Genomic DNA, 24,119 nt, shown 5'->3' with positions numbered 1-24,119 from the left:
GACGGCGTGACCGTGAACGCTAAGACCACCGCTACCGGTGGCAACACCTGGCGAAACCTGCCCGCGGCGCAGCAGCCCGAGTACCCCGATGCCGAGGCTCTGCGCGATGTGATCGCGGACCTCGAGTCGTATCCGCCGCTCGTCTTCGCGGGCGAGTGCGACCAGCTGCGCGCCCGGATGGGAGCCGTCGCCAAGGGCGAGGCGTTCCTTCTGCAGGGCGGCGACTGCGCCGAGGCCTTCGACGCCGTGTCCGCCGACCACATCCGGAACAAGCTCAAGACCCTGCTCCAGATGGGCGCCGTGCTGACGTACGCCGCGTCCGTGCCGGTCGTCAAGGTCGGCCGGATCGCCGGTCAGTACTCCAAGCCGCGCTCCAAGCCGACCGAGACCCGCGACGGCGTGACGCTCCCGACCTACCGGGGCGACTCCGTCAACGGCTTCGAGTTCACCGAGGCGGACCGCGTCCCGGACCCCGAGCGCCTCAAGCGGATGTACAACGCCTCCGCGTCGACGCTCAACCTGGTGCGCGCCTTCACCACCGGCGGCTACGCCGACCTGCGCCAGGTGCACGCCTGGAACCAGGACTTCGTGAAGTCGTCCCCGTCCGGCCAGCGCTACGAGCAGCTCGCGCGCGAGATCGACAACGCGCTCAACTTCATGAAGGCCTGTGGCACCGACCCGGCGGAATTCCGCACGGTCGAGTTCTACGCCTCCCACGAGGCGCTGCTGCTGGACTACGAGTCGGCGCTGACCCGTACCGACTCCCGCACCGGTCAGCTGTACAACACCTCGGGCCACATGGTCTGGATCGGTGAGCGCACCCGGCAGCTGGACGGGGCGCACATCGAGTTCGCCTCCAAGATCCGCAACCCGATCGGCATCAAGCTCGGTCCGACCACCACGGTCGACGAGGCGCTCACCTACATCGACCGCCTCGACCCCGACCGTGAGCCGGGCAGGCTGACCTTCGTCGTCCGCATGGGCGCCGACAAGGTCCGCGACAAGCTGCCCGAGCTGGTCGAGAAGGTGACCGCGTCCGGTGCCACCGTCGCCTGGGTGACCGACCCGATGCACGGCAACACCTTCGAGGCGGCCTCCGGTCACAAGACCCGCCGCTTCGACGACGTGCTCGACGAGGTCAAGGGCTTCTTCGAGGTCCACAAGGCGCTGGGCACCCACCCGGGCGGCATCCACGTGGAGCTCACCGGCGACGACGTCACGGAGTGCGTGGGCGGCGGCGACGAGATCTTCGTCGACGATCTGCACCAGCGCTACGAGACGGCGTGCGACCCGCGGCTGAACCGCAGCCAGTCGCTGGACCTGGCGTTCCTGGTGGCCGAGATGTACCGCGACCAGTAGTGACGGCGTGATGACGGTGGGGCGCGGATCCATGTGATCCGCGCCCCACGGTCGTATCCGGGGCTTTTGCGAGCTGGAGGTGGCGGGTAAGGTTAGGTTAGCCTCACCGACCAATCGGGACGGCGCCCAATCGATCCCGCCCCATCTTCCGGGAGGTGAACCGCGTGTACGTCTGCTCGTGCTTCGGCATCACGGAGAAGCAGGTCAAGGAGCACGCGGAGGCCGGTGCCTGCACCCCCCGCCAGATCGCGTCGGTGTCCAAGGCCGGCACGGACTGCGGCTCGTGCGTACGCCGCATTCAGGGTCTGCTCGGCCGCGGGGCATGCCCCCGCCGCGAGCTGCTGGAGGCCGGCGAGAACGCCGCCGTCCTGGCGTCCGACCCGACCGCCACGGGCGGCGCGGGGCTGAGCGAAGCCGCCTGAGCGCCCCGCGGGGCCCTCAGCCCTCCGGCTGCTCGATCAGCTGCGCGATGTAGAGCGGCTCACCGAGCTTCTCGATCAGCTCCAGCTGGGTGTCGAGGTAGTCGATGTGGTGCTCCTCGTCCTCGAGGATCGACTCGAAGATGTTCGCCGAGGTGATGTCGCCCTTCGCGCGCATGACCTCGATACCGCGCTTGAGGCGGTCGATCGCCTCCACCTCGACCTGACGGTCGGCCTGGAACATCTCCGTGACCGTCTGCCCGACCCGCACATGGAACAGGCGCTGGTAGTTCGGCAGACCGTCCAGGAACAGGATCCGGTCGGTGAGGACCTCCGCGTGCTTCATCTCGTCGAAGGACTCGGCCCGGGTGTACTTGGCGAGCTTCGTCCAGCCGAAGTTCTCCTGCATCTTGGCATGCAGGAAGTACTGGTTGATCGCGGTCAATTCGGCAGTCAGCTGCTCATTGAGAAACTCGATGACCTCGGGGTCGCCCTGCATCGCAGAGGCTCCTTCCGCGCGTGTGACTGGGCAGGTTCGCGCATCCTCGCACCGTGGCAGGGGGGCGTCCAGTAAGTGCCTCCTTAGTAGGAGTTGCCCGAATCGGCCCAGACCTGGTCATGACCACCCCTCCCGGTCTGTCACCATTGAAGGCATGGGTCAGCCGGAGAGCCGGGATTACCGCGCACCAGAGGAGTCCGAGCTTCCGCCGGGGCAGCGACTGCAGCGTGGCTGGCCGGTCACCCATTACGGGCCCGTTCCCAAGTTCAAGCCGGACCGCTGGGAGTTCAGGGTCTTCGGCGCCACCGCGGACGGCGACAAGCACTGCTGGAACCACGAGGAGTTCTCGGCGCTGCCCTTCTCGACGATCGTCGGCGATCTGCACTGCGTGACGAAGTTCAGCATGCCGGGGGCCGAATGGGGTGGTGTGCCCGCCGGTACGATCCTCGAACTCGCGCCGCCGGCGCCGTCCGTCACGCATGTCATGGTCTGGGCCGAGTACGGCTTCAGCGCCAATCTGCGACTGTCCGACTTCGCCGCGGAGCGCACGATCTTCGCCACCCACAAGGACGGTGAACTGCTCACCGCGGAGCACGGCTTCCCGCTGCGGCTCGTGGTGCCGCATCTTTACGCCTGGAAGGGGCCCAAATGGGTCCGGGGCGTGGAGTACATGACCGCCGACCGCCGCGGCTTCTGGGAGGAGCGCGGCTATCACAACGTCGGCGACCCCTGGAAGGAGCAGCGCTACTCCTACCAGGAGGAACCGGGAGACGGTCCCGAGCTCTAGGGCGTCAGTGGTGGTACCGGTGGACCACCGCGTGGCCCTTGCCGCGGCCGATCATCCACTTGTTCACGGGTGTCGTGACCAGGAAGGCGATGAGGAACGCGAAGGCCAGCGCACCCCAGAACAGTGCGTCGGTCAGATGCGCGTCCATCGCACCCGGGACGAGCAGGAGCACTCCGTTGTCGACGATCTCCATCACCGTGATGGACAGGGTGTCGGCGGCGAGGGCGACGCCGATCGCGGCCCGCAGGCTCAGCCCGGCACGGACGACCGCCCAGAGGGTGAGCGAGTAGCCGAAGACGAACGCCAGGGCGATGGCGAGCGCCATGGTCGGGGCGTTCCCCCAGCCCAGGGCCGTGCCGATGATCATGCCGAGGATCTCGCCGATGGCGCAGCCGGTGAGGCAGTGCAGGGTGGCCTTGGCGGCCATGGACCAGCTGACGGGGCCCGCGCCGTGCCGGGCGTGGTCGTGCGTCTCGTGGTCGTGCCCGGTGTGGTGCGTGTGTGTCCCGTGCGCCTCGTGCTGCATGGTCATGCCCCCAACGTCAGGTAGCGGTTCCTGCCGACAGTAGGAACCATATACCCCCCAGGGGTATTCCTCGACGGGTCGACATCAGCGCAGTTTCTTCAGCAGCGCCACATCCGCCGCGTGCCCTTCCTTGCCGCCCGGCGTCTCGATCACGAGCGGAACACCCTCGGTGGCGGGATGGGCCATCAGTGCACGGAACGCCTCCTCGCCGATGTGTCCCGCGCCAATGTTCGCGTGACGGTCCTTGTGTGCCCCGACCACATCTTTCGAATCATTGGCATGGATCAGCTTCAGCCGCCCCTCGCCGACCGTCTCCACCAGCTCGTCCAGCGTCCGCGCCATGCCGCCGGGAGCGGCGAGATCGTGGCCCGCCGCGAAGATGTGGCAGGTGTCCAGGCAGATGCCGAGCCTGGGATGCGCGTCGAGTGCCTCGAAGTACGGCCCGAAGTCCCAGGTCCGGTAGCAGAGCGAGGAACCCTGCCCCGCGGTCGACTCGAGCAGCAGATACGGGTCGTCCTCGTGCGTCAGCTCGTCCAGCAGCGGCAGCATCCGCTCCCGCACCTGCGCCAGTGCCACCTCGCGGCTGCGCCCGCCGGTCGCCGAACCGGTGTGCACGACCACGCCCGGCGCACCGATCTGCCGGGCCCGGCGCAGCGAATGGCGCAGCGAGAGCACAGACTGATCGACGGTCGCCTCAGTGTGGGAGCCGAAGTTGATCAGATACGGCGCGTGCACCCACGCCGACATACCGTCCGCCTCGCACTCGGCGCGGAACTTCTCGTCCTGCGCCGGATTGCCGGTGGGCGTGGCCCAGCCGCGCGGGTTGGCCACGAAGACCTGCACGGCCTCGGCCTCGAGCTCCCGCGCGTAGGCCAGACCGGTCGTGGCGAGGCCGCCGGCCACGGGAACATGGCCGCCGACAGGGTTGCGCATCAGAACTACAGTCCCTTGACCTTGATGGTGATCGTGCTGCCCTCGGGGGCGTCGTCGCCGCCCTCGACGGACTGGCTCTCGATCTTGTCGCCGAGGAACGGGAAGTTCTTCTCGACCTTCACGAGGAATCCCGCCGCCTCCAGCTCAGCGGTGGCGTCGTCCACGCTGTCGCCGACCACATCCGGGACCTCGATCATCCGCGGTCCCTTGGAGGCCGTGAGCGTGACCGTCTCGCCGGCCGCCAGCTGCCGGCCCTCGGGCACCGACTGCCGGGCGACGGAGCCCGCCTCCTCGGGCGAATGGATTCGCTCCGCGGCGACCTTCACCTCGAGACCGGCCTCTTCCAGTTCGGTGGTGGCATCCGCCACCGACTCACCGGTGACGTCCGGGACGTCGATCGGCGCGCCCTTGCTGACCACGAGGGACACGGCGGTGTCGGGGCTGCGGCTGCTGTCGGCCTCGGGGTCCGTGCTGATCACCGAACCCTGGGCGACGGTTTCGTCGAACTCCCTGGTCACCGCGCCCGGCCGCAGCCCCACCTTGCGCAGCTCGCGCTGCGCATCGGCGAGCGGCCGTTCCACGACGTCCGGGACCTTAACGATCTTCGGGCCGCGCGAGACGATCAGTATGACCGAGCCGTTGCCGCGGATCCGCTCGTTGACACCCGGATCGGTGTTGATCACCGAGCCGCGCGGGACGGTCTCGCTGAAGCTGCGCCGGACCTTGTTCACGTCGAGCCCGGCCTTGTCGAGCCGGCCGCGTGCGTCCGCCTCGGTCTTGCCGATCAGGGCGGGGACCCGGGTGAACTGCCCGGAATTGATGTACCAGACGCCCGCGCCGATCCCGAGCACCGCGACGAGGGCGAGCACCAGCGCCAGCACCCCGCGCCGCGGCAGCGGCCCGCGGGCCGCTCTCCCGCGCCGCTCCGGCGGCCGGGCGGCGGGCGGCATCGAGAGGCGTGCCGTGTGGTGGACCTCGGGCTCCGCAGGCGGAAGGAGCCGCGGGATCACGTCCGTACGGTCGTCGTCGGCTGCGCCCGCAGCGGCTGTGGAGCCGTTCTCGGTGTGCGCCTGCGGCGGGACTGCGTCGAGCTGCTCGTCGCGGAGCGCGGCCCGCGCCTCGCGCGCCTGCGCCAGCAGCGTCACGGCGTCGTGCGGGCGGACCTCCGGATTACGGGCCGTCGCGCTCGCCACCAGCTCGTCGAGCTCGAAGGCGAGGCCGGGCACGAGTGCGGAGGGGGCGGGAACGTCCTCGTTCAGATGCTGGTAGAGCACCTGGGCAGGGGTGTCGCCGGAGTGGGGCTTGCCGCCGGTGAGCATCTCGTACAGCACGACACCGCAGGCGTAGACGTCCGCGCGGGTGTCGGCCGTGCCGTACTCGATCTGTTCGGGGGCGAGGTACGAGACCGTGCCCAGCACGGTGCCGGAGGTGTTGGTGACCGAGCCGACGGTCCTTACGAGACCGAAGTCGGCGACCTTGACCCGGCCGTCGTCCCCTATCAGCACGTTCTCCGGCTTCATATCCCGGTGGACGAACCCGGCCCGGTGCGCGGCGCCGAGCGCGGCGAGCACGGGCTCGAGGATGTCCAGCGCGGCCCGCGGCTGGAGCGCACCGCGCTCGCGCAGAACGTCACGCAGGGTGCATCCGGCGACGTACTCCATCGCCAGATAGACGTACGCGCCCTCGGCGCCCTGGTCGAAGACCCCGACCACATTGGGGTGCGCCAGCCGGGCCACGGACTTGGCCTCCCGGATGAACCGCTCGACGAAGGTCGCGTCCGTGGCGAGCTCGGGATGCATCACCTTGAGGGCGAGGACCCGGTCGAGTCGGGTGTCGACGGCCCGGTAGACCGTGGCCATGCCGCCGACGGCGATGCGCGCGTCGACGCGATAGCGGCCGTCGAGCAGCTGCCCGACGAGGGGGTCCTTGAGGGTCGTGTCCACGGGGAGGAGTCTACGAGGCGGGCGGGTGGTGTTTCACGAGCGTGGGGGGCCTGCAGCCGAGCTGTGACGGGGAGGGGGTCAGGTGGCGCCTCCCCACCCTGTCCGTTCCCAAACCGGGCTCCGCGCGGACCCCTACCGCGCTGCACGCGGTGTTGCGGGGCTCCGCCCAGCGGCTCCGCCCCTACGCCCCGCGGTCGTGGTCGGTGCCTCCAGTGGGTGCCGGCGTGGTGAGCGGGGTTGCGTTGCCGCAGCGGCGATTCCGGCCCGTCCGGTGTTCGAGGACACCGCGCGGAGCGCGGTACGGGTGTGGGGTCCCGCGGCCGCCAGGCCGTAGGGCGAGGGCGGGTAGCGGAACAGGCCGCGCAGCAGCCCCCGGCGGCCCCGACCCGCCCCCTCAGAACGCCGGATGTTCCGGGTCCAGCGCCGCGCGGCCCTCCTGCGGCGACGACGCCTCCGCGAAGTGCCGGCGCGGAATCCGGCCCGCCCGGTACGCGAGCCGCCCCGCCTCCACCGCGTGCCGCATCGCCTCCGCCATCAGCACCGGCTCCTGCGCCCGCGTCACCGCCGACGCCAGCATCACCGCCGCGCACCCCAGCTCCATCGCCAGGGCCGCGTCCGACGCCGTGCCCGCGCCCGCGTCGAGCACCACCGGGACGCCCGCCTGCTCGACGATCAGCTGGAAGTTGTGCGGGTTGCGGATGCCGAGCCCGGATCCGATCGGGGAACCGAGCGGCATGATCGCCGCGCAGCCCACGTCCTCCAGCCTGCGCGCCAGCACCGGGTCGTCGTTCGTGTACGGCAGCACGGTGAAGCCGTCGTCGACCAGGGTCTCCGCCGCCTCCAGCAGCTCCACCCCGTCCGGCAGCAGCGTCCGCTCGTCCGCGACGACCTCGAGCTTGATCCAGTCCGTGCCGAGCGCCTCGCGCGCGAGCCGCGCGGTCAGCACGGCTTCGCCCGCGGTGTAGCAGCCCGCCGTGTTCGGCAGCACCTGGATGCCGAGCCGGGTCAGGACCGAGAGCACCGACCCGTGCACGGTCGGATCGAGGCGGCGCATCGCGACCGTGGTGAGCTCTGTGCCGCTCGCGACCAGTGAGCGTTCCAGGATGTCGAGGCTCGGTGCCCCGCCCGTACCCATGATCAGGCGCGAGGTGAAGGTGGTCCCGCCGAGGGTGAGAAGGTCGTCGGCCATGACTGCTCAGCCTCCCTGCACAGCGGTGAGGATCTCGACACGGTCACCGTCGCCCAGCCGCGTGCCCGCCCACTGGCTGCGCGGGACGACGCTCTCGTTGACGGCGGCGGCAACACCCGACGGTGCGGCGGTGAGCGCAGCGACGACCGTGTCCAGCGTGGTGCTGTCGGCGAGCTCCCTTGCTTCGCCGTTGACGGAGACGTTCATGCGGGCTGCTCCTGACGTGCGAGGGGGAACGCGGGGGAGGGCGCGAAACGCCCGGGGCGGAACGGCCGTGCCACATCCGGCAGTTCGCCGCCGGTCAGTGCCGCCGCCATCACGTCGCCGGTGACGGGCGTGAGCAGTACCCCGTTGCGGTAGTGGCCGGTGGCGAGCAACAGCCCCGGCAGCGCCGTGAATCCCAGGATCGGCGCGTTGTCGGGGGAGCCGGGCCGCAGCCCCGCACGCGTCTCGGTGAGCGGCAGCTCGGTGATGCCCGGCACCAGCTCGTGCGCGTCGCGCAGCAGCTCGTACACGCCGCCCGCGGTGACCGTCGTGTCCCAGCCCAGCTCCTCGCTGGTCGCCCCCACCACCAGTTCGCCGTTCTCGCGCGGCACCAGATACACATGGCTGCCGCGCACCACGGCCCGCACGGTGCGGGACAGGAACGGTGCGTACGGGCGCGGCACGGTCAGCCGCAGCACCTGGCCCTTCACCGGCCGCACCGGCGGAAGCACGTCGTCCGGCACCCCGGCAAGCCGGCCGCTGAGGCTGCCGCCCGCCAGGACCACCTGCCCGGCGGAGAGTTCGGTGCCGTCGGCCAGCACCGCCCCCGCCGCGCGGTCCCCTGCGACCGTGAGCCGCTCCGCCCAGGTGCGACGGAACTCCACCCCTGCCCGTTCGCAGGCGACGACCAGCGCGGCCGCGAGCCGTCGCGGATCGACCTGATGGTCGCCGTCGACACGCAGCCCGCCGCGTACCCCGGGCGCGAGCATCGGCTCGAGCCGGCGGCACTCGCGGCCGGTCAGCCACTCGGACTCCAGGCCCGAACGGCGTTGCAGCGCGTGCAGTTCGCGCAGATGTGCCCGGTCGTCGGCGTCGAGGGCGACCGCGAGCGTGCCGCATGCGCGGTAGCCGACGGACAGCCCGCTCGCCTCCTCCAGTTCGGACACGAAGGCCGGGTAGCGCCGGGCGGATTCGAGGTTGAGGCCGAGCAGTGTCTGCTCGCCGTAGTGGAGTTCGGTGACGGCGGCCAGCATGCCGGCCGCGACCCGTGCGGCTCCGCCGCCGGGCTCCGGGTCGGCGACGGCCACGCGCAGCCCGCGCCGCGCCGCACGCCAGGCCGTGACCAGGCCGATGATGCCGCCCCCGATGACGAGGACGTCGGGTGAACCCGGTGGATTCGGTGTACGAGACATGGGCGTCCAGCCCCTCCCTTCGCCGGCATGACCCGGATCAGGTTCGTACGGTCGGAGGCCGGCCAGCCTCCCTCTCAGCCCGGTGCGTCCGGGCTCCCGCGAGTGCCTTACGGTGGCCACCCTAACCCCAGGGCGCGAGGCGCAGTAAGGGAGCCGCAGCGTGGTGAGATCGCTCGACGGGCTGGTGTTCGCGCCGGTCGCGGACCAGGACCCGGGCCAGGTCGGTACCCGTACCCGGTTCGTCTACCGCGAGGAGAACGGGAGGATCTGGGCCTCGTACGAAGGTGGTGACGTGGTCCACGGCCATCTCGTGGGAACGCGCGACGGGGACCGCCTGGACTTCCGCTATGTGCAGTTGACGACGGACGGCACCACGTCCTCGGGGCACTGCGTCTCCGGCGTCGTCGAGCTGCCGGACCACCGGGTGCGGCTGGAGGAGACCTGGGAGTGGGAGTCCCGGGCGGGCAGCGGGACCAGCGTCGTGGAGCAGCTGCCCGCATCCGATCTCCCTGATGGGGCGTCAGATAGTTAAGGTGGCCGGGTGACCGAGCAGACGCAGGAACAGGACCGGCGCTCAGTCGTCGTGGTCGGCGCCGGAATGGCCGGGGTGCAGACGGCCGTCGCCCTGCGCGAAGGCGGCTTCACCGGGCCGGTCACCCTCATCGGCGCCGAACCGCACCAGCCGTACGACCGGCCCCCGCTCTCCAAGGCGATCCTGCTCGGCAAGGCCGAGGACTCCGCCTTCGACATCGACTTCGAAGCGCTCGACGTCGAACTGCGGCTGGGCTGCGAGGTGACCGGGGTGCGGCCCGCGGACCATCAGGTGGACACCGCCGCCGGAGCCGTCCCGTACGACGTCCTGGTCCTCGCCACCGGGGCCGAGCCCGTCACACTGCCCGGGGCCGTCGGCGTCCCCGGGGTCCATCTGCTGCGCACGCTCGACGACGCGGACCGGCTGCGGCCCGTGCTGGCGAGGCAGCACGACATCGTGGTCGTGGGCGCGGGCTGGATCGGTGCGGAGTTCGCGACCGCAGCCCGTGAGGCGGGCTGCGCCGTGACCGTCGTCGAGGCCGCGGACCGCCCGCTGGCCGGATCGATGCCCGCCGAGATCGCGGCTCCCATGGCCGACTGGTACGCACAGGCGGGCGTCGAACTGCTCACGGGCGAACGCGTCGCAGCCGTCGAGGAGGGCTCCGTCCTGCTCGCCTCGGGACGCCGGCTCGCGGCCGGGGCCGTCGTCGTCGGCATCGGGGCCCGTCCCGCGACCGCCGTGCTCGCGGGCACCGGCATCGCACTGGGCCCGGACGGCGCGATCGTCGCGGACCGCCACCTGCGCACATCCGCACCGGATGTGTACGCGGTCGGCGACTGCGCCTCCTACCCGTCGGGCCGCTACGGCGGGCGCCTTCTGGTGCACCACTGGGACAACGCCCTGCAGGGCCCTCGCACGGTCGCCGCCAACATCATCGGCGGCGCGGGGCTTCAGGCGTACGACCCGGTGCCGTACTTCTGGTCCGAGCAGTTCGGCCGGTTCGTCCAGTACGCGGGACACCATCCGGTGGCGGACACGCTCGTGCGGCGCGGCGACCCGCAGACGGACGCGGACTGGTCGGTGCTCTGGCTGCGAGAGGGGGCGCTCGTCGCGCTGCTCGCCGTCGACAGGCCGCGTGACCTGGCGCAGGGCCGCAAGCTCGTCGCGGCCGGCGCGAGGCTGGATCCGGTCCGTGCCGCCGACCCGTCCGTCCCGCTGAAGGCGGCCACGGAATAGGGCGTACCGCTCGGCGCCTCCGGTCCTGAACCACCCGGCAGCGCCTGCGTTGGCTACCGGCTGTCGGTCCCAGATGGCAGGCTTGTTCCCGTGACCGAGATTGACGCAAAAATTGATGCTCTCGTCCCCGCCTGGCTCTACCTGCCGGACATCGCGGAAATGCTCGATGTCGAGGTGACGCGCGTGCGGCAGCTGGTCAAGGATGGCCAGCTGATCGCCGTTCGCCGTGGTGAGAACCGGGCCCTGCAGGTGCCCGCCGCCTTCATCGACGGCACGAAGGTGGTCAAGGGTCTCTCCGGGACCCTGACGCTCCTGCGGGACGACGGCTTCACCGACGAAGAAATGCTGGAGTGGCTCTTCACTCCGGACCCGACCCTGCCGGGCACACCGGCGCAGGCGCTCAGCGAGAACCGCGGCACGGAGGTGAAGCGCCGGGCGCAGGCGCTCGCCGTCTGACGACCTGCGAGGATCCGTGGGCGTCCGCCTTCCGTGGGCGCCCGCACGTCCCGTGCGAAACCGACAGCGCACGGGTGCGGCGGCGGGGCCTCTCGGCCTCTGCCGCCGTGCCCGGTGCACCAGTACAACCAGCGGGGGGAAGCACCCATGTCCACGGCTCGCGCACGGCTCGATGACGCCAGGCTCTATCTCTGCACCGACGCCCGGAAGCGCCAGGGCGACCTGGCCGAGTTCCTGGACGCCGTGCTCGCCGGCGGTGTCGACATCGTCCAGCTGCGCGACAAGGGGATGGAGGCGGGCGAGGAGCTGGAGCACCTCCAGGTCTTCGCCGATGCCTGCCGCCGTCACGGAAAGCTCCTGGCGGTGAACGACCGCGCGGATGTGGCGCACGCCATCGGATCCGACGTTCTGCACCTGGGCCAGGGCGATCTGCCGGTCCCGGCCGCCCGGGCGATCCTCGGCGAGCAGGTGCTGATCGGCCGTTCCACGCACGCCGAGGCGGAGGTGGACGCGGCAGCCGTGCAGCCCGGCGTCGACTACTTCTGCACCGGCCCCTGCTGGCCCACGCCCACCAAGCCGGGACGCTTCGCCCCGGGCCTCGGCCTCGTGCGCCACGCGGCTTCGCTCGGCACCGACCGCCCCTGGTTCGCGATCGGCGGCATCGACGCGGGCAATCTGGACGAGGTGCTGGACGCAGGCGCGCGCAGGGTCGTCGTCGTACGGGCGATCACCGAAGCCGACGATCCGGGCGCGGCGAGCGCGGATCTGGCCAAGCGGGTCCGGGCGCACGCCGTCTGACCCGGTCCGTCCCGGGCGGTCCGTCACGGGCGGCGCGGCGGCGCTGGATCGACTCCGGGTGTCTCACGGGTGTCCAAGGGGTGGACAGCAGTCGGGCAAAAACCCACAAATTCCCCGGATGCGGTTGGGAGACCCGCGAGGCCTGGCTAACCTGCCGGTATGGCCCTCGGCACTGCTTCCACACGGACGGATCACGCACGCACTGTGCGTGACATGCTCGCGACCGGCGAGACGACGTACTCCTTCGAGTTCTACTCGCCCAAGAGCGACAAGGGCGAGCGCAACCTCTGGAACGCGCTGCGCAGGGTCGAGGCGGTCGCGCCCGACTTCGTCTCCGTGACCTACGGCGCCGGAGGATCCACCCGCGCGGGCACCGTCAAGGCGACCCAGAAGATCGCCGCCGACTCCACCCTCACCCCGGTCGCCCACCTCACCGCGGTCGGCCACTCGGTCGCCGAACTGCGCAACATGATCGGCCAGTATGCGGACGCCGGTATCAGGAACATCCTCGCCCTGCGTGGCGACCCGCCCGGCGACCCGATGGCCGACTGGGTCAAGCACCCCAAGGGTGTGACCTTCGCCGCGGAGCTGGTCCGGCTCATCAAGGAGTCCGGCGACTTCTGTGTCGGCGTCGCGGCCTTCCCCGAGATGCACCCGCGCTCCGCCGACTGGGACACGGACACCCAGCACTTCGTGGACAAATGCCGGGCAGGCGCCGACTACGCGATCACACAGATGTTCTTCAGCCCGGACAGTTATCTGAGGCTGCGCGACCGGGTCGTCGCCGCCGGCTGCGACACCCCGATCATCCCGGAGATCATGCCGCTCACCAGCGTCAGGCAGCTCGAACGGTTCCCTGAGCTGAGCAACGCCGCGATCCCCGGGGAACTGAAAGAGCGCATCCTCTCGGTCAAGGACGACCCGGCCGCTGTACGCTCCATTGGCATCGAGTTCGCGACGGAGTTCTGCGCGAGGTTGCTTGCCGAGGATGTCCCGGGGCTGCACTTCATCACGCTCAACAATTCCACCGCGACGCTCGAAATCTACGAGAATCTCGGACTGCACGAGCAGTCGTGACCGGCCGCACCCGCCCCGCACCGGGGCTGCGGCCGCTGGAGAGGGGCGGGCATGGGCTGGACGGTCCTCTACATCGCGTTCGGCATCGTCGCGCTGTGGCTGCTGGGCGAGGTGCTTCTGCAGTACAAGGCGCGGCTGCGCTGGCGGCTGCTCGCCTTCGGGGGATTCCTGGGTGTCGTCATAGGCGTGCTGCTGCCCTCCGTCGTGGTGATCGCGCTCGGCGCGGCCGCCTTCGCCGTCGGCCAGACGTACGTCACCCTCTCCTTCCGGCGCGGCTTCTCCACGGGCTGGGCGCTCGGCGGCAGCCCGGGCGTCAGCAGGCGCCGCCGGTCCGGCGCCGCAGACGCGGAACGGGAACCGACTCTGGAGGTCACCGACCTCTCCTACGAGTCCTACGAGTCCTACGAGCCGCTCGACAACGAGCGGGGCGAAGCGGCGGACGCCCCCGACCGGCCCGCGGTCTACGAGCCGCAGCCGCTGCCTGACGACACCGGCCAGTACGGCATCTACACCGACGAGACGTACGCGGCGCAGGCGCCCCAGCAGGGGCAGTATCAGGACCAGCAGCAGGAATACGCGGCAGCCCAGTACGGCACGAGCTACGGCGCCTACGACGCATACGCCGACTACGGCCGGCAGCAGCCCGACTACGCGTCCCAGTACGACTACGACGGCGGCCAGCAGCAGTACGCCGCCTACTCGGACCCGTACGTCGGGGGACAGCAGTACGCGACGTACGGAAACTACGACAGCTACGGCGGCCAGCAGCAGTACGCCGACCCCTACGCGCAGCCGTACGGCGAGACGCCTCCCGGTGGCGTCTGGGTCCCCCAGCAGCGCGACGGCGACCAGAACGTCCCGCCGATGCCGCAGGAGCAGCCGTCACCGTACGGCTATGACGCGGAGTACAACGAGCAGCAGTACCGCTTCTGAGTCGCCCCCGGGGCCGCCCGTCGCCCCGCGCGGCGCAGCGGGCTCCGGTGTCGGCCGGTCACCCGTTCACTGCGAGCCCCGGAAATCCGCGCCTTCCACGATCAGCCCCGCCACCAGCGCGCCCGACATGCCCGCATGCGCCAGCCCGCCGCCGGGGTGGGCCCAGCCTCCGGCGAAGTACAGACCGGGCAGCGCCCCGCTGTTGGCCGCGGGGAGGAACGCTCCGTCGGCTCCAGCGAGCGCCGGTGCCGGGACCTCCGCCGAGCCCGTCTCGCGACGGGTGTCGTCCGGGGTGCGCACCTCGCGCCACAGGATCCGCTCGCGCAGTCCGGGCACGGCCGCCTCCGCCGCCGCCACCATGCGGTCCGCCAGAGGGCCGCCGGCATCCGCCCACGTCTCCCCGCCGTCCAGCGCGCCCGCAACGGTGGCGGTCAGCATGATGCCCTCGTGGTCGTCGTCCGGCCGCAGCTGCGGGTCGTCGGGGCGCAGCACGGTCACGGTGGGGCTCGGGCAGGTACGCCCGACGTCGATCGCGTCCCACTCTGCCGCAGGGTCCGCCCCATGCACCACGGTGCGGTGCACCGCGTCCGCCGGGCGCGCGCCGCGCAGCGCCAGCAGCACGCTCACCCGCCCGGTCCGCATCCGCGACGGCCGGTGCGGCGGCTCGTCCCGGCCGTCCCACTCCACGACATGGTCGCGGAAGAGTGCCGGCACCGGAGCCCCGGAGACCACCACGTCCGCCTCGACCGCGCCGCCGTGCTCCAGTTCCAGTCCCGCCGCGCGGCCCTCCTTCTCCAGAACCCGCGTCACGGCGTCGCCGAACACGAACTCCACCTTGCGGGCCAGACACCGCTCGTACAGGGCGTCCGCGAGGGCCCGCAGGCCGCCGACCACGTACCAGGAGCCGAAGGTCTGCTCCATGTACGGCAGGACGGCAGCCGACGGGGGTGCGGTGCGCGGGTCCAGTCCGTACGCCGCGGCATGACTGTCGAGCAGGGCCGCGAGGCGCGGGTCGCGCAGCTCGCGGCTGCCCACCTCGCCGAGCGTGCGGGCCGTGCGCCGCAACAGCCCCTGCCGCAGCGCCGGATACGGGTCCTGGCCGAGGCGGGACCGGTCGGCGGGCAGCGGCTCCTCCAGCAGCGGACGCCGCGAACGCTCCCACGCGTCCCGGGCACGGCCGAGGAACTCGCCCCAGCGCTCACCCGATCCGCGCCCGAGGGCGGCGTCCAGCGCGGAGACGACGCCCGCGCGCGAGGCATTCGGCAAGGACACGGCCGTGCCGTCGGCGAAGATGTGCCGGCTCGCCGGATCCACCTGCGTCATGGTGACGCAACGCTCCAGCGGCTCCTTGCCCGTCTTGACGAACAAGTCACGCCAGACCGCGGGCAGATGGAGCAGACCGGGACCGGTGTCGAAGGCGAAACCGTCGCGCTCGAAGCGGCCCACCGAACCGCCGTGGGTCGCCGAACGCTCGTACACCGTCACCCGGTGGCCCGCCGTGGCCAGCCGGGCAGCAGCCGCCATCGCGCCCATCCCGGCGCCGATCACCGCAATCCGTGCCATGGTGGCGACCTTATCGGCCGCCGCCGACACTCACTCCGGTGGCCTGCGGACAACCCCGGCCGCCGCCAGGCGTTTCTCCTCGCGGCGCAGTGCCCTGCGCCGTCGGAAGCGGCGGATCCGCGTGGCCAGGAAGGCCACTATGACGATCCCGAGCACGAGCAGCGTGCCCGCGATGATCGCCGCGGCGACAGGGTTGAAGATCGCGAAGGTGATGATCCCGGCGACCCCCAGATCCTCCGCGAGGCTCACGGCGACGTTGCTGAACGGCTCCGGCGAGGTGTTGATCGCCATCCGCGTCCCGGCCTTGACCAGATGGCTCATCAGTGCCGTCGAACCGCCGACGGCGGCCGCGGTGAGCTCCGGCAGTGATCCGCTTTCCCCGGCCAGCAGCGCGGCCACCACAGCGCCGGCGACCGGACGGATCACCGTGTGGACGGAGTCCCATATCGAGTCGACGTACGGGACCTTGTCCGCCACCGCCTCGCACAGGAACAGCACGCCCGCGGCGATCAAGACGTCGGTTCGTTGCAGCGACTGCGGCACCTCGTCGGTGAGACCGGTCGCGCCGAAGATGCCGAGCAGCAGGACCACCGCATAGGCGTTGATCCCGCTGGCCCAGCCGCTGGTGAAGACGAGGGGGAGTACGGACACGGACGCGATCGTAACCAGCCGGCGGCAGGGCCCGCTGGGGTTGAGCACGGACAGCTGAGTATCCGTACCTAGTGGCCGAGATGAGTACGCGGGCGGATGGGGTGCCACCTGCGTGAAAGGAAGAGTGGAGACCACGGAAGGGGCGCGGCGCCGGCACCGACGACACGGGGCGGCGGAACGGCGTGGCACCCCTGCCGGAACGGGGAGAACGCCGAAGGGCCCATGACCACGGGGGAACAACGGGGGAAGGGGCTCTTCGGACCACGGGGGAAACGGGGACGGGGGAACGGGGGAAACGGGGACGGGGGAACGGGGGAAACGGGGACGGGGGACACGCGAAGGCCCGGGCCGGAACATCCGGCCCGGGCCCTCGCGTTCGGGGCTCTGCGCTCCGCGCAGGATCAGTCCCGGCGCCCGCTCACCCGGCCGTGCAGCAGCAGCGACAGCGCCCCGTGCACGTCGTCCAGGGACCGTTCGCGCTGGAACGCCTGCCAGTCCAGCGCAGCCACCAGCACCATTCCCACCAGCGCCGCGGCCGTGAGCGGGATGTCGATGTCCTCGCTCAGTTCGCCTGCCTCGACACCCTCGCGCAGCACCGTCTCCACGACCGCCACCGCCTGCTGCCGCACCACGAGCAGCGTCGACTGCCAGGCGCGGTTGGTACGCCACAACTCGGCGACGTACAGCTGGGTGAAGGCCGGATAGCGGTCGATGAACACCAGGCCGGCCCTGATCATGGCGTCCAGCGCCTCGACCCTGGAGCCGCCGCGTCCGGTCGTCTCGTCCGCCGCCTCCTGCAGCGACGCGGTCAGCAGCCCGACGCCGAAGCGGAGCAGCTCCTCGAAGAGCTCGGTCTTGCTCTTGAAGTTGTAGTAGACCGTGCCCTTGGCGACCCCTGCCCGCTCGGCGATCTCGTCCACCGTGGTGGCCGAGAACCCCTGCTCGGCGATGAGGGTCACCGCGGCCTCGTAGAGCTTGGCGCGGGTCGCCCGCCGTCTGGTGCTGCTGCTGTCCATGACATCGATTCTCACAGGTCGCCTCCCGTCACAGCGTCAGCTCGGGGTGCAGCCGGTCCAGTGTCCACACCTGCTTGCGCCGGGCGGACACCGCGGTGAGCGCGAGAGCGCCCGCGGTGAAGGCGAGCAGAACGACGCTCGCTTGCCACACCGGGCCGAGCCCGCCGCCGGTGATCAGCCTGCGCAGCGCCTCCACCACGTAACTCATCGGCAGGAAGGGATGGATGGCGTTGAAGAACGCCGGGCTCGTCTGCACCGGGTACGTACCGCCCGCGGAGGTCAGCTGCAGCATCAGCACCGCGAGTACCAGGATCCGGCCGGCCGCGCCGAAACGGGCGTTCAGCCACTGGATGATCGCCGCGAAGCAGCAGGTCACCAGGGCGAGGAAACCGACCGTGCCCGCGGCCTGCGCCATCTTCAGCCCGAGTCCCCAGTGCAGCACGGACATCAGCGCGGCGACCTGGAGCAGACCGATGGCGGCGACGGGCAGCCAGCCTGCCAGCGCGATGCGCCAGGCGGAAGCGCCCGCGGCGAGAGCACGGCGGTTGAGCGGCTGGATGATCATGTACGCGACCATCGAGCCGACCCAGAGGGACAGCGGGATGAAGTACGGGGCGAAACCGGTGCCGTAGTTGGGCGCCTTGTGCAGGGACTGGGCCGCCAGTTGGACCGGGTCGGCCATCACCTCGGTACGCCGGTCGCGGTCCTTCTTGCCGTAGTCCGGGATCTTGTCGACGCCCTCGTTCAGCCCGCCCGCGAGCTCCTTGGAGCCGCCGGACAGCCTGAACAGCCCGCCGTCCAGATCGCCCGCGCCCTTCTTGAGCCTGCCGACGCCGGAATCCAGGTCGGTGGAGCCGGTCTTCGCGGTGGACAGGCCGGTGTGCAGGGTGTCCGCGCCGCGTGCGACCTTGTGCGCGCCCGTGTTGAGCTCGTTGATCTTTCCGACGGCGTACTCCAGGTCCTCGTCCAGCCGCGGGGAGCGCTCGGCGAGGGCGTCGGCCTGCTTCTCCAGCTTCTTCAGCTGGGTGTTGAGCGTCTTCAGATCGCCGTTGTTGTCCGTGACGAGGGCGTTGACGTCGTCGGCGATCGCGGCGACGTCGGCCGCGGTGACCTTGGCGCGCTGCAGCGCCGGGCAGAACTCCGGATCGGGGAGCAGATTCTCCTCGCAACGGGTGCGGTACAGCTCGCTCAGCTCGTCGGCAGACTTGTGGGCGAGACGGGCCGTGCCCGGGGCGGTCTTCACCAGGATGTCCAGGTTGTGGCGCACGGCCCGCGAGGAGTCGGCCACCAGGCGCGCGGTGTCGCCGATCGTCTTCCCGTTGTCCTTGAGGTACGGACGCACATCTGCGGCGATGCCGTTCACCTTGTCGGCGAGCACCTGCGTTCCGTCGGCGACCTGCCGGGACCCCGTCTCGAGTTCGCCCGCCCCCTTGTTGAGCCTGGTGATGCCTCCGGCCAGCTTCCCGCTGCCGTCCTTCGCGTCCTTGAGCCCGTCGGCGAGGTCCTTCGAGCCCTTCTTCGCCCTGCCGACCCCGTCCTTGAGCTGGTCGGCACCCTTGGCCGCCTTCTCGGTCGCGTCATGGATGTCGGAGAACGAGATGAAGATGCGGTCGAGGAACGAGCGCGAGGCGTTGGTCGACGCCGCGGTGCGCACCTCGGAGAACACCGTCCGGGAGATCTGCCCGACGATGTAGTTGTTGGCGTCGTTCGTACGGACCTGGAGCGCGCCGGTCTCGGGGGAGTCGCCCGAACTGGAGGCGATGCGCTCGCTGAACTCCTCGGGCATGGTCAGCGAGAGGTAGTACGCCCCGTCCTCGACGCCTTTGCGTGCCTCGGCTTCGCTCACCTCGTGCCAGTCGAAGACCTTGCTGTCGCGCAGGCCCTTGGTGATCTCGTCACCCGCGGTGATCTTCTTGCCCGCGGCGGTGGCGCCCTTGTCGTCGTTGACGAGGGCGACGGGGATCTTGTCGAGCTTGCTGTACGGGTCCCAGAAGGAGCACAGGTACAGGGCTCCGTAGAGCAGCGGCAGCAGCAGGACCGCGACCAGCGCGGCGATCGGCAGTTTCCCCCTGCCGAAGCGCTTCAGCTCAAGCGCGGCCAGTTTCGGCGAGCGCATCGGCTGCCCCCTCCTCGGTCGTGTCGGTCTCGTCGTTCGCGGTGTCGGTGTCGGTGTCGGTGTCGGTGTCGGTGTCGGCGGGCGTGGGCTCGTCGGCGTCCGTGTCGGCGTCGGCGGGCGTGGGCTCGTCGGTGACCGTCGCGTCGGCTGCATCGGTGTCCGTGGCCCCGGTGTCCGGGGCCACGGGGGATTCGGCGGTGCCGGCAGGCTCCGTGACGGGCTCGGACGGCCTGTCGGCGTCCGCGCCCTGGGGCGTGTCCGTCGTGCGGACCACCGTCGCGTCCTGCGGAGCCTGGCTGCAGACCGCGATCACGGTCGTGCCGCCCGCTGCCACCGACCTCAGCAGCGCCCATGCCTCGGCGCGTCCGGCGTCGGAGAGCTTGAGATCCATGTCGTCGACCGCGAGCAACCGGGGGCCGCTGATCAGCGCGAGCGCCACGGACAGCCGCAGTTCCTCCAGCCGTTCCAGGTCGCGTACCGCCGTCCGCTCCTGCTTGGGCAGCGAGGCCAGGTCGAGTCCGGCGGTCTCCAGCGCGCCGTCGATACGGCGGCGGGCCTCCGCGGCCCGCTCGGCGCGCGGGCGCAGCAGCGTGCGCAGCGAGCCGTCGAAGTGCCGCTGCAGCAGCGCGCGTTCGCGCAGGTGCTCGGCCACGGTCAGCGCCGGGTCGAGGTCGCTCACGCCCGGGACCGGCCCGAGCCCGCTGATCCGCCGCACCGCGGCCATCTTCCGCGGCAACGGCAGGCCGGCGACCTCGGCCCGGCCCTCGGAGGGGCGCATCCGCCCGGCGAGGGCGAGCAGCAGACAGGTGCGTCCGGACCCCGAAGGCCCTTCGATCGCCACGAGCGAGCCCGGCCCCGCGTCGATGTCCACCGAGCGGAAGACCCAGCCACGCGGGCCCTTCAACCCGAAGCCATCGGCGACGACGGCCGCCCCGTGCGGGCTCTCCATGGACCCCACCCCCTGTTTCCCCACTGCCACCCACCCTTTGAACTGACTGGTCAGTACAGAAAGTACCCCCGAAGGCGTGCGGGAAGCAAAACCGGCTCGGTCGCGCTCAGTTGTGGCGGGGGAGTGCCCAGGTCATCAGGGCCGGCGATCCGGTGATTCCCCGTTCTGCCCGGGGTCGTCGTACGGCCCCACCCGCGGTTCGATCTGCGACACCATCTCCGTGAGCCGGGCACAGAGCCGTTTGATCTGCTCGTGGGTCTCGTTCCGCTCGGTGATGACGGCGGCGAGGAGGAGAGCCGTCAGCGCCGTCGTCCCGTTGAACGCCTGCAGGATGACCATGCTGGAGAACAGCTCCTGACCGGCGAACGGGCCGCTCTCCGCGGCCGCGGCCAGGATTGCCAGAGTCGACACCCCGAGCGCGCACGGTGCGGCGCCTGCCAGGCGGAAGCGGAATGCCGCCCAGATCAGGAACGGGAAGACGAGGAACAGCAGGGAGGTGTTGCCCGTCCGTGTCGCCAGGAGCGTCGCGGACAGCGTCCCGAGCGTCAACGCCACCGCCTCCGCCCAGCGGCCCGGCCCGGCAGCGGCCGGCCATCGAGCCCTGCGCAGAACCAGCAGGAACGGCGTGACCGCGAGAACGCCCATCGCATCACCGGTCCACCACACCGACCACGTCGGCCAGAAATCGGCTGCCGTCAGCGCCCCGGCGAGCACCAGCACGCCGCTGCCCGTCGTCGAACTGATCAGCATCCCGGCGAGCGCGCCGAGGAAGACCAGTGCCAGAACGTCCCGCAGCCGGTCCAGTTCGACACGGAACCCCACCCGTCGCAGCAGGAGGTACGCGCACACCGGGGCCAGGGTGTTCCCGGCGGTGATGGCCAGAACGGCGGGGAACGAAGGCCCCAGCGACACGTTGACGAGGAAGGCGCCCAGCGCGACGCCCGGCCAGACCGGCAGCCCCAGGACGAGCAGACCGGCGAGCGCGACGCCGGTGGGCGGCCACAGGGGGGTGACCTGCCCCCGCACCAGCTGCTGCAGGAGCCCGAGCCGGGCGGCCCCGTAGTAGAGTGCGGCCACGGCGACGATGCGCAGTAGGGCAGGCCCGTAGCGGTGGATCTCTGCAGGGCGCACGTCAGCAGTCTCCGCCCGGAGGGCCACGGGGGCACGTCGGCGGCCGGACCGGCTACTCCTGGTCGACCGGCTCCCGCGGGCCGTCGTAGCGGACGACGAGAACGGCGGCGTCGTCGCTGTGTCCCGTCAGATCGGCGACCTTGACGACGGCGGACGCGAGCACGTCGGGATCGGCGTCCCAGCCCGCGCGCACCAGGCGGGCGACTTCCGTCAGACCGGTCTCCATCGGGTAGTCGGGCCCCTCCACCACCCCGTCCGTGAGCAGCACAAGAACCCCGGCCTCCGTGAGTCGCCGATGGGTCACCGGGTAGATCTCTCCCGGGACGATGCCCAGGGGCGGGCCGCCGTTGTCGAGAGCGATGCCCCCGCGCCCGCTCGAGCTGGCCCAGACCATGGGCACATGTCCTGCCCGGGACACCGTGAGATCGCGGCTGACGGGATCGAAGCGCAGGAAGCAGCATGTGGCGAAGCGGCCGCAGCCCATCGCGATGAGCAGGTCGTTGGCGCGGCCCAACACCTCCCGGGTGTCGGTCGTCGCCTCGGCGATGGCCCGCAGACTCGTGCGGACCTGCCCCATGAAGGCGATGGCCTCCACGTCGTGGCCCTGCACATCACCGATCGCGAGCGCCAGCGACCCGTCCTTCATGGCGAAGGCGTCGTACCAGTCACCGCCGACGTCCAGCCCGTCCTGGGACGGCGTGTACCTGGCCGCGATGTGCAGTCCCGGCAGCTCGGGAAGCCCGGGCGGGAGCATGTGGCGCTGCAGCGCCATGGCCAGCTCGACCCGCGCTCGCTGGAACTTGATCCGCTCCAGGGCCTGGTCGACGAGCTGCCCGAGGGTGACAAGGAGTTTCTGCGCACTGTCGGGCGGGTCCGTCCGATGTCCGCGCATGACGGCTCCGATGTCCCGCACTCCTGACTCCACCCTAGTCGCCGCGAACGCCCTGCTCCACAGGGAAATGTGCAGGTCAGGCTCGATTGTCAGTGGTGGCCTCCACGATGGACACATACGGCCACAGTGCCGTCACACGACGACAGGAGGCTCGTCATGGCCAGCCACTCCGCAGCCGCCGCATCCCGGCGCCGCGCCACAGGCCCTGCCCCCTCATCGACCGGACCGGCGCACGATGTCCACCCCGTCCTGCGGCGCGCCTCGGCACCGCCCGCCGCCCTCGACCTGCTCGCCCAGGCCCGCACAGGTCTCGACGAGGCGGCCGCCCTCGAGATGCCCAACGAGCGCTATGCCACGGCCCACCTCGCGGCTCTGCGCACCGCCGCGGCCGTGCTCGCCGCCCGTGGCCGCCCCGAGACCAGCCCGCGGCGCAGGCAGCGCATCCGCAGCGCCTGGGAGGTCCTGCCGGAGATAGCGCCCGAGCTCGCCGAGTGGAGCATGCTGTTCGCGTCGGGCGCGGAGCGTCGGGCGCGGGCCGAGGCCGGCATACAGGGCGCGGCGAGCACCCGTGACGCCGACGACCTGCTGCGTGACGCCGCGATGTTCCTGCGACTGGTCGAGCGGATGCTCGTCCTGCAGCCCGTGCTGCCCCAGCCGCGGGCCGAACAGCCCCTGCGGACCGGGCGGGAGGGCGTCACGGGGTGAGACGGAGCGCTGCCGCGCCCGGTCGAGGCAATAGGGTGGGCTGAGTTCACCAGCACAACGTCCGAGGAGCCAACTGCCGTGCCGGAGCCTGTCCCTGCCTCCGGTGGGGAGACCCCACCGCGACCCTCCCGTGCCTCTCTGCGTACCGCCGTGGTCTGGGAGGTCCTGAAGGAGGCCCTCGACCGCCGGGTCAAGGCGGCCGGTACCGACCAGCTCGACATCCTGGACACCGGCGGCGGCAGCGGCAACTTCGCCGTGCCCGTCGCCCGCCTCGGCCACCGAGTGACGGTCGTCGACCCCAGCCCCAACGCGCTGTTCGCCCTGGAGCGCCGCGCCGCGGAAGCGGGCGTCGCCGACCGGGTCCGTGGCGTCCAAGGCGATGTCCACGGGCTGTTCGACGTCGTCGACCGCGGCGGCTTCGACGCGGTCCTGTGCCATGGCGTACTGGAGTACGTGGACGACCCCGCCGAGGGCGTGCGGAACGCGGTGGCCGCGCTTCGCCCCGGCGGAGCGATCAGCCTGCTCGCCGCCGGGCTCGGCGGTGCGGTCCTGGCCCGAGCGCTCGCCGGGCACTTCACCGAGGCCCGCCAGGCCCTGACCGACCCGGCCGGCCGCTGGGGCGAGGGCGACCCGGTGCCCCGCCGCTTCACCGCCGACCAGCTCACCGAGATCGTGGCCGACGCGGGCGCCGAGGTGTCCGCGGTCCACGGAGTGCGTGTCTTCGCCGACCTGGTGCCCGGCGTCCTGGTGGACACCGAGCCCGGCGCCCTCGACGCCCTGCTGAAGCTGGAAGCGGCTGCTGCCGAGTTGGCCGCCTTCCATGCGGTCGCCACCCAACTGCACGTACTGGGCGAGAAGCGCGGCTGATCAGCAGCGCAGCCGCACATGGAGTACGCCACAGACCCCCCGATCGTGGCGTCCGCCCCGTATGATCGGGGGACACCGTCCGGCATGACGGATCGGAGGATGGGGAATCAACGCCTCAGCACTTCGATCGGGCATGGCGGCCCGG

25 protein-coding genes and 1 riboswitch are annotated in these 24,119 nt (G+C 71.2%); of the genes, 11 read left to right on the top strand and 14 right to left on the bottom strand.

The annotated features are described in order from the left end of the window. Positions 1-6: 6 nt before the first annotated feature. Entirely contained in the window at positions 7-1,359 is a 1,353-nt protein-coding gene (locus AC067Z_RS01680) for a class II 3-deoxy-7-phosphoheptulonate synthase (protein ID WP_478787396.1), read from the top strand. 155 nt (positions 1,360-1,514) lie between these two features. Continuing rightward, positions 1,515-1,781 (top strand): (2Fe-2S)-binding protein, encoded by a 267-nt coding sequence (locus AC067Z_RS01675; RefSeq protein ID WP_478787395.1) that lies wholly within the window; start codon positions 1,515-1,517, stop codon positions 1,779-1,781. Between the two features lie 16 nt (positions 1,782-1,797). On the opposite strand, the gene bfr is transcribed toward AC067Z_RS01675, so the two are convergent. Then, entirely contained in the window at positions 1,798-2,277 is a 480-nt protein-coding gene (bfr, locus tag AC067Z_RS01670) for a bacterioferritin (protein ID WP_478787394.1), read from the bottom strand. Positions 2,278-2,431: 154 nt separating this feature from the next. Here bfr and AC067Z_RS01665 point away from each other — a divergent pair, with 154 nt between their 5' ends. Further along, on the top strand, positions 2,432-3,064 hold the full coding sequence (locus AC067Z_RS01665) for a sulfite oxidase-like oxidoreductase (RefSeq protein ID WP_478787393.1): 633 nt from the start codon (positions 2,432-2,434) through the stop codon (positions 3,062-3,064). A 4-nt stretch (positions 3,065-3,068) separates the two neighbouring features. Here the strand turns inward: AC067Z_RS01665 and AC067Z_RS01660 are convergent, their stop codons facing one another. From AC067Z_RS01660 to thiO, 6 genes are all read right to left on the bottom strand, one after another. Continuing rightward, on the bottom strand, positions 3,069-3,590 hold the full coding sequence (locus tag AC067Z_RS01660; protein ID WP_478787587.1) for a DUF4396 domain-containing protein: 522 nt from the start codon (positions 3,588-3,590) through the stop codon (positions 3,069-3,071). 84 nt (positions 3,591-3,674) lie between these two features. Beyond that, positions 3,675-4,523 (bottom strand): deoxyribonuclease IV, encoded by an 849-nt coding sequence (locus AC067Z_RS01655; protein WP_478787392.1) that lies wholly within the window; start codon positions 4,521-4,523, stop codon positions 3,675-3,677. A 5-nt stretch (positions 4,524-4,528) separates the two neighbouring features. Next, the gene (gene pknB, locus AC067Z_RS01650) at positions 4,529-6,466 is read right to left on the bottom strand and encodes a Stk1 family PASTA domain-containing Ser/Thr kinase (protein ID WP_478787391.1); all 1,938 of its coding nucleotides are present in this window, start codon (positions 6,464-6,466) and stop codon (positions 4,529-4,531) included. Between the two features lie 394 nt (positions 6,467-6,860). Then, positions 6,861-7,655: a thiazole synthase gene (locus AC067Z_RS01645; RefSeq protein WP_478787390.1), complete on the bottom strand. Its 795-nt coding sequence runs from the start codon at positions 7,653-7,655 to the stop codon at positions 6,861-6,863. 6 nt (positions 7,656-7,661) lie between these two features. After that, positions 7,662-7,862, bottom strand: a complete 201-nt coding sequence (gene thiS / locus AC067Z_RS01640; RefSeq protein ID WP_478787389.1) for a sulfur carrier protein ThiS — start codon at positions 7,860-7,862, stop codon at positions 7,662-7,664. Then, positions 7,859-9,052, bottom strand: a complete 1,194-nt coding sequence (thiO, locus tag AC067Z_RS01635; protein WP_478787388.1) for a glycine oxidase ThiO — start codon at positions 9,050-9,052, stop codon at positions 7,859-7,861. The genes thiS and thiO overlap by 4 nt, the downstream gene beginning before the upstream one ends. Next, a riboswitch (TPP riboswitch) is annotated at positions 9,050-9,162 on the bottom strand. (Overlaps the previous gene by 3 nt.) A gap of 50 nt (positions 9,163-9,212) precedes the next feature. Between thiO and AC067Z_RS01630 the strand changes: the two genes are divergently transcribed. The 6 genes from AC067Z_RS01630 to AC067Z_RS01605 all read left to right on the top strand — a co-directional run bounded on the left by AC067Z_RS01630 (position 9,213) and on the right by AC067Z_RS01605 (position 14,084). Continuing rightward, the gene (locus AC067Z_RS01630) at positions 9,213-9,584 is read left to right on the top strand and encodes an avidin-fold protein (RefSeq protein ID WP_478787387.1); all 372 of its coding nucleotides are present in this window, start codon (positions 9,213-9,215) and stop codon (positions 9,582-9,584) included. 66 nt (positions 9,585-9,650) lie between these two features. Beyond that, on the top strand, positions 9,651-10,820 hold the full coding sequence (locus AC067Z_RS01625) for an NAD(P)/FAD-dependent oxidoreductase (protein ID WP_478787586.1): 1,170 nt from the start codon (positions 9,651-9,653) through the stop codon (positions 10,818-10,820). A gap of 90 nt (positions 10,821-10,910) precedes the next feature. Further along, entirely contained in the window at positions 10,911-11,276 is a 366-nt protein-coding gene (locus AC067Z_RS01620; RefSeq protein ID WP_478787386.1) for an Rv2175c family DNA-binding protein, read from the top strand. Positions 11,277-11,423: 147 nt separating this feature from the next. Then, positions 11,424-12,074, top strand: a complete 651-nt coding sequence (gene thiE / locus AC067Z_RS01615; protein ID WP_478787385.1) for a thiamine phosphate synthase — start codon at positions 11,424-11,426, stop codon at positions 12,072-12,074. A gap of 159 nt (positions 12,075-12,233) precedes the next feature. Next, on the top strand, positions 12,234-13,151 hold the full coding sequence (gene metF / locus AC067Z_RS01610) for a methylenetetrahydrofolate reductase [NAD(P)H] (protein ID WP_478787384.1): 918 nt from the start codon (positions 12,234-12,236) through the stop codon (positions 13,149-13,151). Between the two features lie 51 nt (positions 13,152-13,202). Continuing rightward, complete coding sequence (locus AC067Z_RS01605; RefSeq protein ID WP_478787383.1) at positions 13,203-14,084, top strand: hypothetical protein; 882 nt, start codon at positions 13,203-13,205, stop codon at positions 14,082-14,084. 66 nt (positions 14,085-14,150) lie between these two features. Here the strand turns inward: AC067Z_RS01605 and AC067Z_RS01600 are convergent, their stop codons facing one another. The 7 genes from AC067Z_RS01600 to AC067Z_RS01570 form a co-directional block, all read right to left on the bottom strand. Beyond that, positions 14,151-15,647 (bottom strand): phytoene desaturase family protein, encoded by a 1,497-nt coding sequence (locus tag AC067Z_RS01600; RefSeq protein WP_478787382.1) that lies wholly within the window; start codon positions 15,645-15,647, stop codon positions 14,151-14,153. A gap of 30 nt (positions 15,648-15,677) precedes the next feature. Further along, positions 15,678-16,298, bottom strand: a complete 621-nt coding sequence (locus AC067Z_RS01595) for a DUF4126 domain-containing protein (RefSeq protein ID WP_478787381.1) — start codon at positions 16,296-16,298, stop codon at positions 15,678-15,680. 401 nt (positions 16,299-16,699) lie between these two features. Next, entirely contained in the window at positions 16,700-17,314 is a 615-nt protein-coding gene (locus tag AC067Z_RS01590) for a TetR/AcrR family transcriptional regulator (protein WP_478787380.1), read from the bottom strand. A gap of 28 nt (positions 17,315-17,342) precedes the next feature. Beyond that, on the bottom strand, positions 17,343-19,430 hold the full coding sequence (locus tag AC067Z_RS01585) for a YhgE/Pip family protein (protein ID WP_478787379.1): 2,088 nt from the start codon (positions 19,428-19,430) through the stop codon (positions 17,343-17,345). Beyond that, positions 19,402-20,379, bottom strand: a complete 978-nt coding sequence (locus AC067Z_RS01580) for an ABC transporter ATP-binding protein (protein WP_478787378.1) — start codon at positions 20,377-20,379, stop codon at positions 19,402-19,404. The genes AC067Z_RS01585 and AC067Z_RS01580 overlap by 29 nt, the downstream gene beginning before the upstream one ends. A gap of 135 nt (positions 20,380-20,514) precedes the next feature. Further along, on the bottom strand, positions 20,515-21,510 hold the full coding sequence (locus tag AC067Z_RS01575; RefSeq protein ID WP_478787377.1) for an MASE1 domain-containing protein: 996 nt from the start codon (positions 21,508-21,510) through the stop codon (positions 20,515-20,517). A 52-nt stretch (positions 21,511-21,562) separates the two neighbouring features. Then, positions 21,563-22,402 carry a PP2C family protein-serine/threonine phosphatase gene (locus tag AC067Z_RS01570; protein WP_478787376.1) on the bottom strand — a complete coding sequence of 280 codons (840 nt, stop codon included), beginning with the start codon at positions 22,400-22,402 and terminating at the stop codon, positions 21,563-21,565. Positions 22,403-22,558: 156 nt separating this feature from the next. Here AC067Z_RS01570 and AC067Z_RS01565 point away from each other — a divergent pair, with 156 nt between their 5' ends. Next, complete coding sequence (locus AC067Z_RS01565; protein WP_478787375.1) at positions 22,559-23,107, top strand: SAV_6107 family HEPN domain-containing protein; 549 nt, start codon at positions 22,559-22,561, stop codon at positions 23,105-23,107. A gap of 78 nt (positions 23,108-23,185) precedes the next feature. Next, on the top strand, positions 23,186-23,974 hold the full coding sequence (locus tag AC067Z_RS01560) for a methyltransferase (RefSeq protein WP_478787374.1): 789 nt from the start codon (positions 23,186-23,188) through the stop codon (positions 23,972-23,974). The last annotated feature ends 145 nt before the right edge of the window (positions 23,975-24,119 follow it).

The sequence above is a fragment of the Streptomyces sp. NPDC043812 genome, assembly GCF_056436245.1.
The sequence above is the reverse complement of the archived record's forward strand: the minus strand, read 5'-3'. Positions and strand labels throughout refer to the sequence as shown.